Here is a 14,879-nt window from a genome sequence, read left to right as displayed (position 1 = left end):
CGGCAGGAAGGACGTGGTTGTCATGCAGACGACCCGGGCAAGCAGAGAAGTACGGCTGGGAGCGGCCTTCGCGACGATCACGCTGGCGACCCTGGCCGTGGTGGCCGCGCACGGATCGCCGGCGGCCGCGGCGGTGGGCACCGAGCGGGTCAGTGTCAGCAGCGGCGGCACGCAGGGCGACGCCGACAGCGGGCTCGAGGTCCCCGGTGGTGCCACGAGCGACGACGGCCGGTACGTCGTGTTCGACTCCTACGCCACGAACCTGGTCGCCGGGGACACCAACGACGACCTGGACGTGTTCGTGCGCGATCGGCAGGCCGGCACCACCGAGCGGATGAGCGTCTCGTCCGGCGGCGCCCAGGGCAACGACACGTCGGGCCAGGGGGCGATCAGCGGCAACGGACGCCATGTGGTCTTCACATCCATCGCCGACAACCTCGTCCCCGGTGACACCAACGGCGTCGCCGACATCTTCCTGCGCGACCGGCAGGCCGGCACCACCGAACGGGTGAGCCTGCCCGCCACCGGGACACAGGCCACCGACATCTCGATCCAGGCGTCCGTGTCCGACGACGGTACCCGCGTCGCGTTCGTCTCGATCGCCACCGACATGGTGCCCGGCGACACCAACGAGACATCGGACATCTTCCTGCGTGACCGGCAGGCCGGCACCACCGTACGCGTCAGTGTCTCCTCCGCCGGGACGCAGTCCAACGAGTACTCCTCGCAACCCACCATCAGCGGTGCGGGCGGCCACGTGTCGTTCACTGGCGGCGCCGACAACCTCGTGCCGGGTGACACCAACGAGCTGCCGGACCTCTTCGTCCGGACCCTTCAGACGGGTACGACCGAACGGGTGAACGTCGCCACCGGCGGCGGCCAGGGCACCGGCCAGTCGACCGGCCGCGGCGCGATGAGTGACGACGGCCGCTTCGTCGGCTTCCGGTCGGACGCGCCGGACCTCGTCCCCGGCGACACCAACGGCGTCGCCGACGTGTTCGTGCGCGACCGCCAGGCCGCCACGACCGAGCGCGTGAGCCTGACCAGCGGCGGCGGGGAGAGCAACGCGAACTCGTCCGGCCCGACAATCAGCGACGACGGCAACCGTGTCGCCTTCCGGTCCGAGGCCACCAACCTGGTCGCCCCGGACACCAACGGCTTCGTCGACGTGTTCCTGCGCGACCGGCAGGCGGGCACCACCGAACGGGTCAGCCTGACCAGCGGCGGCGGCGAGGGCAACGGCGACTCCGACGCCGGGGACCTCAGCGGCGACGGCCGGCATGTGGCGTTCCGCTCGCAGGCGACGAACCTGGTGGCGTCCGACACCAACGGCGCCCAGGACGTGTTCGTGCGCGACCTGGCCGTCCCCGACGACGACTGCACCATCACCGGCACCGGCGGCGACGACAACCTCACCGGTACCGCGGCCGATGATGTCATCTGTGGCCTGGGCGGCGACGACACCATCGACGGTGGTAGCGGCGACGACATCGTCAGAGGTGGTCCGGGCGGCGACACCCTGGTCGGTGGCGGTGGTGCGGACACGGTCGACGGTGGTGGCGGTGCTGATCGTGCCGACGGTGGTGGCGGGGATGACGTCATCGCTGGTGGCGGTGGTGACGACATCATCGACGGCGGTGGTGGTCATGACACGGTCGGTGGTGGTGACGGGGCGGACCGGGTGGACGGTGGTGGTGGGCACGACACGCTGGGTGGTGGGTCGGGCAACGACAGTCTGGACGGTCAGGGCGGTCACGACACGGTGACCGATCATGACGGTGCTGATACCGCGTTCGGGGACAGCGGCAACGATCACCTGGATGTGCGGGACGGTGTCGGCGGGGACACCGCGGACGGCGGGTCGGGTACCGACAACTGCGCCACCGACAGCGGCGACATCGTCAGCAGCTGCTGACCACCCCGTACACCTGCTGATCCCCGCCCCGGCTGGGCCTACACCGTCGGCCTCACCCACGCGTACGGGCTCGCCGAACGCGCCATGTTCGGCCTGGATGTCGACGACCTCCAGCACTGGGTCAGCACGCTGGGCTCGTGATCACGCCCGGCCGGGTCACCTTCGCGGAAGGGCCGAACGACCGGGCGTTCTTGGGTCTGCCGGTGCGGCTACGGCAGATGGACCCATCCTGGGCGGAAGCGTTGTTCGGGATGGCGTACCACTTCCACAGGGCCGCATTTCCCGGTGCTGCAGGTCGTGTGGGGTGACCGCGCCGGTCGGTTCCCCTGGGACGACGACGTCGTCGAGCAGTCGCGGGTGGGCCAGCCTCCCGGCTGGCTTCCGGCCGACCGGGCGGGACCCCGGTTGGCGGACCTGCTGGCCGAGTGACCCGCCGGGTCCGCCGAGTGGTCCGTCGGATTCGGTGGTGAGCGCTCGAACGGCGCCTTCGATGTGCCGGACGGAACGGTATGTCCGGCGCAGTGGTTCTGACGGCTGCGGATGGCCTCACTGCGCCGGCGGAGTGGCTCCACCGCGACGGAGCGGATGGTGACGGTGACGGCCTGACTTGGCCCCACCGTCATGATCGGAACCCATAATCAGCGCGACGCGCTGTAGTCGGATGGCATACGCGCCACCATGATCGCGTATCCGCTTCTGCCGAGGAGAGTGCGTTTCCAGATGACGAAGCAGTGTGCCCGACACGCCGTCTGTCCGTGTAGTCGAGTGTTCGCCTATGGTCGGTTCACCGCAAGATCCGCACGGACGAGAGGCAGTGTGAATGGTGTCGCGGCGGGTTTACTTCGTCCTCGCAGCCCTCGGAGCGATCGTGCCTTATACGGCCCTGGCCGTGTTCATCAGCCGGCATGGCCTGGACCTGGCTCAATTAGCGCAACAGGCGTTCGGCTCGCCAGGCGCTGTTTTCTTCGCGCTGGATGTGGTTCTCTGCGGTGTCGCGGTGCTGATCAGCGTGCTGCGTGATCTGCGTGACCCCGGCGCCAAATGGGCTGTGACAGCCGCGACCTTGGTGATTGGACCAAGCTGCGGCCTGCCGCTGTGGCTGGCGCTTCGGCAGGCCGCCGACAAGGCCGAACGCTGAACGGGTCGTTCTGGAACAGCATCCTGATCTGCCGCAGACAAAGCACGGTCGTGGGCTTGTCGCGACCCGCACCGGCTCGATCGCCGGCACTCCCCGTAGTCGCCCTGGATGACGCAGCAGACTGGTCCGCGGGGATCGTCAGGTTGGAGCCGGACGTTAAACGGCAAGCTCAGGCCAGGACGCGGGAAGTGTTCACGCATTCGGCGACGTCCAGCACAAGCAGCAGCCTGCCGTCGGTCTTGTACGCACCGGTGACGAGCGCACGTGACGGGCCGGTCAGTGTTGCCGGCGGCTCCTCGAACAGCTGGGCGTCCATATAGGCGACCTGTCCGATGCGGTCCACCAGGAGGCTCACCGGCTCGCCGGCGTACCGCACGATCACATTCATCACGAGGCCGGACATGTCGCGGCGCGGCAACCCGAACTGAACACGCAGGTCCACCGCGGCGATCACCTGTCCGCGCAGATTGAACAAGCCGCCGACAGCGTTCGGCGCCATCGGCACCGGCGTGTACTCGCTGTACGACAACACCTCCTGCACGGCGTCCACGTCCACGCCGAAAAACTGGTCGGCGACCTCGAAGGTGACGAACTGGCGACTCGACATGCTCAACTCCCGGGATGATCTCCGCTGGAGGCATGCCGCAACGGATCACCAGGAATATCGGACGATCGAGTACCCAAGCCAAGGAATCCGGCGGACCGATCCGCTGGCTGGCACCCGGGGCGCCAGGGGCAGGTTGCGACAGACGCCGGCGATCTCGTGGCCGGAAGAGGTGGCTACCAAGGCAGATCGGACGCACTCATTTGCCGCATTGCGAGCGCCGGCCGTAGATCCGTCCGCACGCTTCGTCGTCGGTGTGGAGGCGTACCTCTTACGGGCTTGGCTGGGGTGCCAACGTGCGGAGCACGCAGAACTCGTTGCCCTCGGGGTCCGCAAGGACCACCCAGCTCACATCGCCCTGGCCGACATCCACGCGACGGGCTCCGAGCGCGATCAGCCGTTCCACCTCCTCGTCACGACTTACATCGATCGGGCTAACGTCGAGGTGCAGGCGATTCTTGACGACCTTGCCCTCCGATTTCTTGGCAAAGATCATGGTTGGCGGTTGGGGAGCCGCTCGTACCGCCTCAGCCGTCGGCTCCCAAGCGGCAATCTCAACCAGATCGGGTCGTTCGTCGATGATCTGGTAGCCCAACACCGCGGACCAGAATCTCGCCAATCCTCGCGGATCATGACAGTCGATCGACAGCTCCGTGAACCTGCTCGCCATACTCGCCCTTCCGTCAGCGGTCACCGGATCATCGTCCGAGCTGCGGCCTTCCGCCAACGATTTCCGGACCTGCCGCAGACAACGCGCGGTCGTGGCTTGCCGCGACCGCACCGGCTCGATCGCCGGCACCCTCCGTAGTCGCCCTGGATGACGCAGCGGGCTGGCCCGCGGGGACGCAGCTTGGAGCCGGAGGTTAAACGGCAAGCTAAACCGCTGGACTTGCTGTTCCACGGCCTGGATCTTCTATACCTCTGCCTTGACCTGCGGGTCGTCCCAGTCGGGATGGACCATGCGGACCCGGGTGTCGATGGAGACGGCCTGGGCGGCGTAGAGCAGCGAGCCCGACCTCGACCGGGGACCACCAAAGCGGCCGTCGGAGGACCGGGTGCGCCGGCTCCGCGAGCTCGCTGCGTGGCATGACGAGTGGGTCGCGAAGTAGGCCGACCGTGCGGGCTTCCATCCGGCGGAGCATCCGAAGCCGGACAGCGATTACAACCTGCATCACGTTGACCTGGACGCCCCGCCGGATGCGCAAGAGGAGTTCTACCGCCGCGCCCGCGAGATCATGGGCCACTAGCTCACCCCGCCCGGGTATGTCGCGTTAAGACTTTTCGCTGGCCGCCATGGCGATGGACACCATACCCTCCCGGGCCTTCTCGCTGGTCTTCTCCTGCTCGCTGTTCCAGGTGAGCACGAACCGGCCGGCCTGGGTCGCCTCGCCCGCCTCACCCATTGTGGTGGCCCACTCCTTGGCGTCGCCCTCGTTCGCGAGCTCGATTACGGTGACAGCGTCGGTGGTGATGCGGGAAACGCAGCCTGTACCTGTGTCGCCCTCCTTCGCGGCGCACCCGGAAGTCGTGTCTCGCGGGTTCGGCGCTGACCACTTCGCGTCGATCGCATCGACGACGGCTTGAGCTTGGCCTACCGCCTTGGCGGCTGCCATTGTCGCGTTGGCCGGAGCCTCAGCCGCCTCGTCGCTGTCACCGGCGCCACCGCTGCCGCATGCGATCACCATGCCCGCCACCGCCACAGCGGCGGCCGTTCCCCATATCTGACGTGCCCGCACGACTCTCCCTCAGCTCGGAGTGATCCGGCGAGCACGGTACGGCCTCCCGGCAAGGCCCGGGACGGAAAACCCCCATCGAGTGGCCAAGGGCCGCACGACACACCAGGAGCGATCCGCACGTACCGCACCAAGCGCCGCAGCATCCTGTCCGGCATCGCTCTTCGGCACCGTTCCACTTCCATAGCTGTGGAACGGCCCGGGAGGGCGCGGCCGGCGCGGACAGCAGGGCGCGAGCGGATGGCTTGGGTCTGAGGGAGCCGGCGCTGCGGGTGGTGTTGCTTCACCCCGTCCGTACGGAGCCGGTGTTCACTCGGCCGCTGTGACGCGCCGTCACCGGCGCCCAACGTCCGGATCTGCCGATGAGAGGGCATCGCAAAAACACCACGTCAGTGGACCGGCGAAATGCAAGATCAAGCAAGCGGGTTCTTTTCCAGTGATTCGTATGACGATCTGAAGCCCGAGATCGCACGGAACGGCATCCCCTCGGGGTAGCCGCCTTCGCCTTGCCGTTTCGTCTTTACGAGCGAATAAAATATCTTGCTCACGTATGGCAACATGAGATGCATCACCCATCTCGGGAAGGCGGCGAGAGATGAAAGGCTTGATCGCGAACCATTCAACCGCGGAACTCGATTTCGCGCAGCAGCGAACAGTTCGTCGCTCGCCCCTTTTTACTCGACTTCCGATCGTTATCATATTCTTGCTCGCCTTGAATGCGATCTGGGAGGTTTACCGCCTGAACGCAACCACGATTCAGTTCTCCGTCATGGAACGATCCACATCGTTTACTCTGATCGGCGTTGGTGCTGGCCTACTGTTGACCCGCCTCCAGTGGGCGAGAGCGATGCGTCCCGCTCTAGGCATCGCTATCGATCCTGAAGACGGTCACACTCGCGAAAGCACAAGCAAGTGGATACTCCGCGCGGTCAACGCAGGACCAGGAGTGCCGGTGATCGAAAAATTCGACTACCATATCTCCTTCGAGGATGCCGATCGACTGCCCACGGATAGCGACTTCGTTGACTTCGTGCGATTGGCTCAGATCTTACGAAAGCGGGGAATGAAAAGCGAAGTCGACTATTATGTCAAGTACTTGACACGCGGAGGTCCTCTCCCGGTCAGCAATTACGCAGCTGGCACGGAAGTCTGCTGGTTCAGTCAGAGCGTCCTTCATGTCATCAAGCGTCTCGACATCCGCGTAAGGGTTGTAGACATCGCCGGCGATACGCATGAAAGAATTTTCCCTTGCAAGTACTTCCTTGAAGGCGTGCTGGCTGATCCAGGCAAGCCGAAGGAAGGGAGAATTTTCAAAAGACGCCGCCCAAGTTAATTCTTATGCCGCGAATCGGGCACTTGCGCCGACTCCTTGGCTGCGGGTCAAGGGGTCGCAGGTTCAAATCCTGTCAGCCCGACTTAACAAAAGGCCAGTTTAGCTGGCCTTTTGCATTCGTCGACATTGATGATTTCGTGGCGACGCGACACGTGTTTTTGCACGTACGTGCGTACGGTTTAGCCCGGCGACTCAGGCCGATCTTCGTGGCCTGCTCGTGCTCGTAGGTCCTTGAACCTTCCGCCTGAATCGGCCTCGCTTTCACCACCCCCGGTTGAGCAGGGCGTTCATGGCCTGAGCAATCCGATCTCGACGTGACAGGCCTCTTCGTCGGCGATGCCGAACGTCGATGCGCAGCTTCCTCCAACATGGACGATCGCGACACCTCGATGACACGAACGCCCGTACGGTGATCTTCGCCTGGTTCGGCGGTCCTGTCCCGGCGGGTAAGTCCATGATCGTGGGTGGTGGCTGGGTGCGGAAGTTGGCTGCGGTTGTCCCGAGTCGTTCGTGGTAGTCCCGGTGGAGCGCGCCGCCGGTGCAGAGGAACTGCTGTCCGTGATGGGCGACGAGCAGGCTCAGGCCTGCGCGTTCTACCTGCTGGCCGAGCTGGCGTGGATCTCGGTCCGCTGGCGGACCGGGCAAGGCATGGACGATCTGGTCCAGGGCGCGGTAGGCCAGGGCGTGCTGGTAGCTGGTGTCCACGAGGGCGCCGTCGGCGATCGCGGTGTCTGCCGTGTCCGCTGACGGCCCCGTCCCGAGGTTTCATGCGGCGGGAGGTGTTCACCCGGTGTGCCGGGTAGGCATGAAGTCGAGGCGATTTCGTATGCGCGGTTCGCGCGTTGACCGCCTACTTTGAGGGAGCACCGCTACCGATGACCGCTGGAGAACCGGATTTCACTCGTCACCAAACGAAACGTCGTGGCGTCGCCGTCACGGTGGATCGGCCACCATTGGCAACGCGCGCGATTTGACGCGTCGGCCATAACCTTCGGGCCGGTGGAGCTGAAACCTCGGGTGCATCCTCAGCAACGGCGGCTGGATCCCATCGCGATTCTGCTCGCCATCTCGCGTGCGCAGCACCGAGCCGTGGGCCTACTCGACCGCGCCATACAGGACCAGCAGGCAGACGAGCATGCTCTGACCCACAGCACTGCCCTGTTGAATGTATGTCGCCAGCGAGAACGCCTCGACCGTGGCGCCCTCAAGGTGCACGGTAGAGCCATGAGCGAGCACGCTCCGGCCGCTGACGTGCAGGCCGAGATCGACGCCGAGATGGCGGGGTCGGCGCGGCTGTCGCGTTGTGAGCGGGAGTCTGACCGCAGCGGCGTGCAGCCGGCGCCGGCCACCGCGACGTCGTAGGTGTGGTGGGTGCTGTTTCGGTGGGATGCCGGCTCTCGTGGTGCCGGCGTCAGAATTAGTGCTGTTGCCCCGGGGCAGGTTCAGAGGTTGCGGTCATGGTGGCCGATCGGTGTGTGCACGTGCGGGCCCGGCCGTGGTCGTGATGGATAGTGATGGCCGGTGGCCTCGGGTGGCTCGGCTGGTGGCCGCACATGGTCCGGACGTGGACGAGTTGTGCCGGGCGTGTGTGGCGCATTCCCAGACCTGCAGGGTGTGGGCGTGGCGGTGATGGCCGGCACGGCGCAGCAGGTGCGCTATGCCAGTGACGCCCCTCAGCCAGGGGGCGGAGCAGTTGCAGCTGCTGCTGGGCGAGGGCCTGTGCCGGGATGCCTTAGGCATAGGTGGCCCGGTTCTGGCCGATGATCTTGAGACTGCGGTGTGGCGGGAGCGGTGGCCGGCGTTCGCTGGGGCGGCGCTGCAGGCCGGGGCGCGGGGCGGTGTTCGCGCTGCCGCTGGGCCCTTCACCTTTCGCCTGGTGTGCTCTGCTGCCTTTCCCATCGGCAGCGGCTTGACGGGGGTGAGCTGCAGGCGCCGGTGCCGGGTGACGTATGTCCTCCGGTTCGGCATGACAGGCCCGCGTGCGACACACTGCCTCTGGCGTCACAGTCAGGAGGGGTGCAGTGAGTGGGATCGAAGCCCTGGGCCGGTTGCTGCGGCAGTCGCACCATGCACGGCCGGACGACCTTCCGCAGATGGCGATGCGGGCGGCCCCGCTCGTCGGCGCTACCGCCATGATCATCTATTTGGTGGATCATCAGCAGCGCGAGCTTCTGCCTTTGGTGGCCGGGGATGCTCCGGCCCGTGACCGGTTCATGATCGACGGCACTTTCGCGGGCCGCGCGTTCACCACGGTCGCCGCGTGCGTGAGCGACGCCGAACCCGACGGCGTCAGGCTGTGGGTGCCGCTGACCAACGGTGCCGAACGCCTCGGCATCCTCGAGGTCGTCCTGGCCGGCCCGGCCGACGAGCCGACCGTGGAGGACTGCGCGACGGTGGCGGCCCTGCTGGCCGAGCTGGTGGTGACCCGTGACCTATACAGCGACACTATCGAACGGCTACGTCGCCGCGAGCCGATGGGCCTGGCCGCGGAGATGCTGCGCGCCCAGTTGCCGCCGCTGACGTTCTCCACCGGCCATCTGATGATCAGTGGAGTGCTGGAGCCGTGCTACGACGTCGGCGGTGACGCGTTCGACTACGCCATCAACGGCGACATCGCCCACCTGGCGCTGTTCGACGCCGTCGGTCACGGCTCCGCGGGCGGCATGCGGGCGGTCATGCTGGCCTCGCTCGCACTGGCGGCCTACCGCAACGCCCGCCGCTCCGGCCTCGACCTGATCGGTACCTACCACCACATCGACCGGGCCGTCCAGGACCATGACCGGTGGGGCCTGATCACCGCGGTGCTCGCCGAACTCGACCAGCGCACCGGAGTCCTGCGCGTCATCTCGGCCGGCCATCCCAGCGGTGTGGTCATCCGCCGGGGCAAAGCGGTCAAGATACTGCCCACGCCGACGGCCCTGCCGGTCTCGCTCGGTCACCACCGGCCGCCGGTCGTCGTCGAGGAGGCCCTGGAACGGGGCGATCACGTGCTGCTCTACACCGACGGCATCATCGAGGCCCGGTCCAGTGACGGCGAGCCGTTCGGTATCGACCGGCTCGTCGACTTCACGGTCAAGGCCATCGCCGACCAGTTGCCGCTGCCGGAGACCAGCCGCCGGCTGGTCCACGCTATCCTCGACCATCAGGACGACTGCCTGCAGGACGACGCCACCGTGCTGCTCGCCCGGTGGATCAGCCCGGCACCGGACAACTCCGACACCGAACTGCCGGAGTCCGACAACCGGGCCCCCCTCAACGCCGTCAGCTGACACGGATCCAGCGGACGGCATGCCACAAGCCGGCGATAGGTCGCCGCCACGAGCCAGAGGGGTACGACCACGCGTGGCGCTGTGAGCCGTTCCGCGGCTCGGGCGCTCCCGTCGAGCAGTGCGACGGTCGATGTCATACGCCCTCCGAGTTACCCGCGCAGCAGTGGTCGGGGTGGTGAGGCGACCGATTCGGTGGGTAAGGCTGGCTCATGGCTTCCGAACCAGTGATCGATTCTCGCAGAACCGCGCAGACGATGCATGACACGGCCGAGGCGCTGGAACGCGCCGAGCAGACTTTGCATCGCAGCGCCGATGCGTCGCCGGATGACGCCACCGCCGAACGGCTGGACCGTCTCGGTGACGCCGTCACCACCGAAGCCAGAGATATCGCCCGGCGCGCCGACAACCTGTCACCACGGCCGAGACAATCCCCCGGTGGACGGTAGGCCTACGTGGGTTCGGGACGTCCGGGCGCCTCCTACTTCGGGTCGCGTCATGCCCATCGGGACACGCTTGCGCCCGACCGGTTATCAATGCCGTTCGGCTGGGTAACGCCGGTGACGTGAGTAGGGACCGTGCCTGGCGAGCGCGGGCAGGCGACCGTCCGGCAGCCGGCCTCGATGCGAGTCTGACTCGACTCGAAGATCGAGTCGAACAGGGGCTTGACCACCTCGGTGGCCTGGTCAAACCCCGGCTTCGCGGGTGGCTGCATGCCGGCACTTTTCCGGTGGCCGTCGCTGCCGGCGCCCTGTTGACCGTGCTGTCGCCGGACGACAGATCCCGGGTGGCCTTAGCGGTGTTCACACTGTCGGCGGCGCTGCTGTTCGGCGTGAGCGCGCTGTATCACCGCGGCCACTGGACCGGGCGAGTGGCGAACGTGCTGCGGCGCTTCGACCACGCCAACATCTTCCTCATCATCGCGGGCACCTACACGCCGTTCTGTGTGCTCGTGCTGCCGCCCGGACAGGCGCGGACGTTGTTGTGGATCGTGTGGTGCGGTGCGCTGGCCGGTGTTGCCTTCCGGGTGCTGTGGGTCGGCGCCCCGCGCTGGCTGTACGTGCCGGTGTACATAGCCCTGGGCTGGGTGGCGGTGATCTACCTGCCCGGGTTCTGGCGTTCCGGCGGTGCGCCGGTCGTCACGTTCCTGTTTCTCGGTGGGGTGCTCTACACCCTCGGTGCTGTGGTCTACGGCCTCAAACGGCCTGACCCGAGCCCGCGCTGGTTCGGGTTCCACGAGGTCTTCCACGCCTTCACGGTCGCGGCGTTCGCCGCCCATTGCATCGGCATCGGCATCGCCTTGCGTGCCGCCGCGGCGTGAGGCTCGGCCGGCCGATCGGTCAGCGAGGCGTAGGAACCGGAGTAGCGGGTGGTGCGGCGTCCATGCTGAAAGCCGCCACGTCGTCTCTGCGCGGCGCCGGCCCGACACCGGCGTTCAGGATGTGATCGATCAGGGCGTGCGGGTCGCCGGCCGGCGCCGACCGCACCGCCGCGCACAGGTCGGCGATCCCCTGATCGATGGTGTACTGCCGGTCCTCGACCAGGCCGTCGGTGTAGAGCACGAGGGCGCTGTGAGGCGGCAGCACCAGAGGGATGTCGTCCAATGCGACGACGCGGGAAACCAGCCGATCCCGGCCACGGCCGGCTACCACCGCCCTCATCCGCTCGCGGCGGTCACCGGTGGCCGTGGTCTGTGGCTGGCCCGTCAACTCGCCGACATGGCCGCGATGTCCTGGGCGCCCGGCCGGACCTCGGTCCGGCTGTACTTTCCGCGACAGCTCATGCAGCCCCAGCCGTAACCAGACAGCACCGTGCCGGCGAGCGACGGACGCGGCCGGCGTCAATCCTGCTCGCGGAGCGCCTCGATCAGCTCGTTCTTGTTCATGTGTGACCGGCCAGGGATGTCGGCCTTCTGCGCCTTGCGGTAGAGCTCGTCGCGGGTCGATTCAGCCAGGTCGTCGGTGCCGGGCGGGATGGATCCGGCTGCCTGGTCGTACCCACTGGCGTTCAGCTCTTCGAGGCGGATCAGCTCGAAGGCCGCGCCGAGTCGTTCGAGGTCCTTCTTGCCGACGCCCTTCTCGATGGCCGGAAGCAGTTCGGACTCCTCCTCTTGCACGTGGTGGGCGACGGCGGCGACGAACTCGTCGAGCGCCTGGCCGAAGTGGGGGGAGCCGATCAGGTTGCGGACTTTGCGCAGCTTGTGTTCGGCTTCGCGGTGTTCGTGGGTGCCGTGCTCTGCTTCGTCCTCTTCCCCGGCTGCCTTGGCGAGGACCGGGTACACCTCGGTCTCCTCGGCGCGGGAGTGCGCGCTGAGCCGGGCGTGGATCTCCTCCACCAGCGCACGGCGGTCCCCGTCACCGGCGGCCTTGAGCTCAGCGAACAGCTTCTCCATCCGGCGGTGGTCGTTCTTGATCAGCGATACGGCATCAGTGGCCATGGCTCACTCCCTCGTCCGAGGTGGTCTCTACCCGGGGAATGAATGGGGAAACCGGGGTTCGGGCGAGTCGCGCGGGGTAGGCAGGGAACGGCCGTTCGGTTCGATCGAGGGAGTGTCGATGTTCAATCCGCTTGATCATAAAGGGATCCCACTGGATCAGCAGATCCGGAACTGGCGCGAATTGAACGTCGAGCCGATCGATCCGGAAGCGGTCGACCCGTACACGCGGTGCCGGATCATCACGATGAACGGTATCGAGGCCGAGGCGATCATGTTCTCGCACCAGTTCGCCCGGGTCTGCCCCGACCCCGACGTCAAGCGGCAGTTGGCCTACACCCGGTTCGTGGAGAGCCAGCAGCAGCGGGTGGTCAACTGGCTGCTGCCTGGGCTGGCGAGCGTGCTCGAGACGACGCTGGGCTACGAGCAGGTGGCGGTCGACCTGACGGCGTGGGTGGCCCGGCACGAACCCGACCCGTACCTGAAGCAGGCGTACGAATTCGGTGTCCTGGAGGACTTCGACCACCTGTACCGTTACGCCAATCTGTACGAGATGGTCGAACGCCGTAAGGCGGAGAAGATCGTCGCCGGGGTCACCGAGGTGATGCCGGGCCGCCCGACGGTCGCCGAGTTCCGGCACCCGTACGACAACGTCAACGACCCGTACGACAAAGATGCCGTCGACCCACGCTCGAAGCTGCACGCGCTGACGATCCTGTCCGCCGAACAGCAGGTGATGCTCTATTACATGAACACCGGCCCGCAGTACATGGAGCCGATCGCCCGCCAGCTGTACCAGGAGATCAGCCTCATCGAGCAGGAGCACGTGACCCATTACGAGTCCCTGGTCGACCCGGGGGAGACGTGGTGGGAGCGGCTGGTCACCCACGAGTACAACGAGTGCTGGCTGTACTGGTCGTTCATGGAGCAGGAGAGCGATCCGCGCATCAAGGCCGTCTGGGAGCTGCACCTGCAGATGGAACTCGCCCACCTGCAGCAGGCCGCCGACCTGCTGCGCCGTCACGACGGCCGGGAGCCCGAGCAGATCGTCGGCGACACCGGCCTGCCGGAGCCGTTGATGTTCGAGCCGAACAAGGAGTACCTGCGCCACCTGCTCGCCACCCAGATCGATCTGACCAAACTCGGCGCCGGCTACGTGCGGGAAGCGCACGAGCGCTTCGAGCAGATGCAGGAGGCCATCCACGGCGCCCAGAAGCCACCGAGTGAGGTCGTCATCGACGCCCATCGCCAGATGTTCGGTGACGAGTACCGGCTGGAAACCGAGGGCCCGCACCCCGTCGAGTCGCTGCGCGCGCAGGAAGGCTCTCGCCGTGCCTGACCCGCGGACTGCCGACACCGCACTGCCCGAAGGCGCCGACGTCGACGTGGTCGACCTGCTACTGACCCAGCACGCCCGTATCGAGGAACAGTTCCTGCTCGTCATCGGCGCCTCGGGCAAGGAAAGACAACAGGCGTTCGACGATCTGGTACGGCTGCTCGCGGTGCACGAGACGGCCGAGGAGGAAGTCGTACACCCGCTGAGCCGGACCCTCGGTGACAGCGACGGCATCGTCGATGACCGGCTCGAAGAGGAACGCCAGGCCAAGGAGATGCTCAGAACGCTGCTCGAGGCCGGCGCCGGCAGTGACGGTTTCGAGGCCTCGCTGCTTCTGCTGCGCAACGCCGTGCTCACCCACGCGCGGTACGAGGAGCGCTACGAGTTCCCGCAGCTGCGCGCGAAAGTGCCGGCGGACCAGTTACGCCGACTCGCTGGAGTGGTACGAGCCGCGGAAGCCGCCGCACCGACACGACCCCACCCGGGGATCGAATCGGCGACAGCGAACATCGTCGCCGGCCCTGAACTCGCTGTCGCGGACCGGGCCCGTGACCTGATTCGGGATGCCGCCCGCCGTGCCGAGGCGAAGTAAGCAAGCCGTGACCACTCCGATGCCTGACGAATGCTGACGGCCGCCGCCGACCCCGGACTGGGCTGGCGGCGGCGGTTTTCTGCACGGAAAGGGACTCTCCCGTGGATGTCATGACCGTTACCGGTCCCTACGATCAGCCGTTGTCGTGAACTCGGTGAAAGTGCCCGACCTCGGCGTGCTGCGCCGTACCGTCACCGATGCCCTCACCGCCAAGGGCTGGCCGGAGCCGATGTGGCTCGAGACGACCGGCGACGCCCCCGGCGCCGGCCAGGCCCGCCAGGCGGTCCGCGACGGCGCCGAACTCGTCCTCGCCTGCGGTGGCGACGGCACCGTGATGGCTGCGTGACCGCCCTCGCTGGCTCCGACGTGGCGCTGGCCAGCTGCCCGCCGGTACCGGCGGGCAGCTGGCCGCCAACCTCGGGCTCTCCGGTGACCTCCCCACCGGCCTCGAGGTCGTCCTGCAGGGCGGGCGCCGCCGCATCGTTTGAAGGTCTTTCCCGTACCCGCCATCACCGTGTCCCTTTCGCC

Annotated in this window: 17 protein-coding genes and 1 pseudogene; 13 read left to right on the top strand and 5 right to left on the bottom strand. The window is 67.0% G+C overall.

From position 1 onward, the window contains the following. Nucleotides 1-22 precede the first annotated feature (22 nt). From LPA41_RS12165 to LPA41_RS12155, 4 genes and pseudogenes are all read left to right on the top strand, one after another. Nucleotides 23-1,915, top strand: a complete 1,893-nt coding sequence (locus tag LPA41_RS12165; protein WP_229070233.1) for a hypothetical protein — start codon at nt 23-25, stop codon at nt 1,913-1,915. Between the two features lie 27 nt (nt 1,916-1,942). Continuing rightward, nucleotides 1,943-2,056, top strand: a pseudogene (locus LPA41_RS43250) (DUF4262 domain-containing protein); the annotation flags it as partial. Between the two features lie 144 nt (nt 2,057-2,200). Beyond that, complete coding sequence (locus LPA41_RS43245; RefSeq protein ID WP_229070232.1) at nt 2,201-2,344, top strand: DUF4262 domain-containing protein; 144 nt, start codon at nt 2,201-2,203, stop codon at nt 2,342-2,344. A 391-nt stretch (nt 2,345-2,735) separates the two neighbouring features. Next, complete coding sequence (locus tag LPA41_RS12155) at nt 2,736-3,053, top strand: DUF2834 domain-containing protein (RefSeq protein ID WP_229070231.1); 318 nt, start codon at nt 2,736-2,738, stop codon at nt 3,051-3,053. A 169-nt stretch (nt 3,054-3,222) separates the two neighbouring features. On the opposite strand, the gene LPA41_RS12150 is transcribed toward LPA41_RS12155, so the two are convergent. The 3 genes from LPA41_RS12150 to LPA41_RS12140 all read right to left on the bottom strand — a co-directional run bounded on the left by LPA41_RS12150 (nt 3,223) and on the right by LPA41_RS12140 (nt 5,342). After that, nucleotides 3,223-3,660, bottom strand: coding sequence for a chemotaxis protein CheW (locus LPA41_RS12150; protein ID WP_255689604.1), 438 nt, complete (start codon nt 3,658-3,660; stop codon nt 3,223-3,225). A gap of 268 nt (nt 3,661-3,928) precedes the next feature. After that, nucleotides 3,929-4,327, bottom strand: a complete 399-nt coding sequence (locus LPA41_RS12145) for a VOC family protein (RefSeq protein WP_229070448.1) — start codon at nt 4,325-4,327, stop codon at nt 3,929-3,931. Between the two features lie 601 nt (nt 4,328-4,928). Next, nucleotides 4,929-5,342, bottom strand: coding sequence for a hypothetical protein (locus tag LPA41_RS12140; RefSeq protein WP_229070229.1), 414 nt, complete (start codon nt 5,340-5,342; stop codon nt 4,929-4,931). A 643-nt stretch (nt 5,343-5,985) separates the two neighbouring features. Between LPA41_RS12140 and LPA41_RS12135 the strand changes: the two genes are divergently transcribed. The 6 genes from LPA41_RS12135 (at nt 5,986) to LPA41_RS12110 (ending at nt 11,310) form a co-directional block, all read left to right on the top strand. Then, complete coding sequence (locus LPA41_RS12135) at nt 5,986-6,723, top strand: hypothetical protein (RefSeq protein ID WP_229070228.1); 738 nt, start codon at nt 5,986-5,988, stop codon at nt 6,721-6,723. A 510-nt stretch (nt 6,724-7,233) separates the two neighbouring features. Then, nucleotides 7,234-7,470 (top strand): hypothetical protein, encoded by a 237-nt coding sequence (locus LPA41_RS12130; protein WP_229070227.1) that lies wholly within the window; start codon nt 7,234-7,236, stop codon nt 7,468-7,470. Nucleotides 7,471-7,722: 252 nt separating this feature from the next. Beyond that, on the top strand, nt 7,723-8,085 hold the full coding sequence (locus LPA41_RS12125; RefSeq protein WP_229070226.1) for a hypothetical protein: 363 nt from the start codon (nt 7,723-7,725) through the stop codon (nt 8,083-8,085). Nucleotides 8,086-8,744: 659 nt separating this feature from the next. Then, nucleotides 8,745-9,992, top strand: coding sequence for a PP2C family protein-serine/threonine phosphatase (locus LPA41_RS12120; protein ID WP_229070225.1), 1,248 nt, complete (start codon nt 8,745-8,747; stop codon nt 9,990-9,992). A 209-nt stretch (nt 9,993-10,201) separates the two neighbouring features. Beyond that, nucleotides 10,202-10,438, top strand: coding sequence for a hypothetical protein (locus LPA41_RS12115; RefSeq protein ID WP_229070224.1), 237 nt, complete (start codon nt 10,202-10,204; stop codon nt 10,436-10,438). A 182-nt stretch (nt 10,439-10,620) separates the two neighbouring features. Next, the gene (locus LPA41_RS12110; protein ID WP_306469506.1) at nt 10,621-11,310 is read left to right on the top strand and encodes a hemolysin III family protein; all 690 of its coding nucleotides are present in this window, start codon (nt 10,621-10,623) and stop codon (nt 11,308-11,310) included. Nucleotides 11,311-11,329: 19 nt separating this feature from the next. Here the strand turns inward: LPA41_RS12110 and LPA41_RS12105 are convergent, their stop codons facing one another. Together LPA41_RS12105 and LPA41_RS12100 are read right to left on the bottom strand one after the other, a co-directional pair. After that, nucleotides 11,330-11,593, bottom strand: coding sequence for a SpoIIE family protein phosphatase (locus tag LPA41_RS12105; protein WP_229070222.1), 264 nt, complete (start codon nt 11,591-11,593; stop codon nt 11,330-11,332). A gap of 236 nt (nt 11,594-11,829) precedes the next feature. Further along, complete coding sequence (locus tag LPA41_RS12100) at nt 11,830-12,426, bottom strand: hemerythrin domain-containing protein (protein WP_229070221.1); 597 nt, start codon at nt 12,424-12,426, stop codon at nt 11,830-11,832. A gap of 118 nt (nt 12,427-12,544) precedes the next feature. Here LPA41_RS12100 and LPA41_RS12095 point away from each other — a divergent pair, with 118 nt between their 5' ends. The 3 genes from LPA41_RS12095 to LPA41_RS42700 all read left to right on the top strand — a co-directional run bounded on the left by LPA41_RS12095 (nt 12,545) and on the right by LPA41_RS42700 (nt 14,697). Further along, on the top strand, nt 12,545-13,762 hold the full coding sequence (locus tag LPA41_RS12095) for a hypothetical protein (protein ID WP_229070220.1): 1,218 nt from the start codon (nt 12,545-12,547) through the stop codon (nt 13,760-13,762). Next, nucleotides 13,755-14,351, top strand: a complete 597-nt coding sequence (locus LPA41_RS12090) for a hemerythrin domain-containing protein (protein WP_229070219.1) — start codon at nt 13,755-13,757, stop codon at nt 14,349-14,351. The genes LPA41_RS12095 and LPA41_RS12090 overlap by 8 nt, the downstream gene beginning before the upstream one ends. 145 nt (nt 14,352-14,496) lie before the next feature. Then, nucleotides 14,497-14,697 carry a diacylglycerol kinase family protein gene (locus LPA41_RS42700; RefSeq protein ID WP_306469500.1) on the top strand — a complete coding sequence of 67 codons (201 nt, stop codon included), beginning with the start codon at nt 14,497-14,499 and terminating at the stop codon, nt 14,695-14,697. Nucleotides 14,698-14,879 lie beyond the last annotated feature (182 nt).

The organism is Actinoplanes sp. DH11 (genome assembly GCF_020873875.1).
Lineage (GTDB): Bacteria > Actinomycetota > Actinomycetes > Mycobacteriales > Micromonosporaceae > Actinoplanes.
The sequence above is the reverse complement of the archived record's forward strand: the minus strand, read 5'-3'. Positions and strand labels throughout refer to the sequence as shown.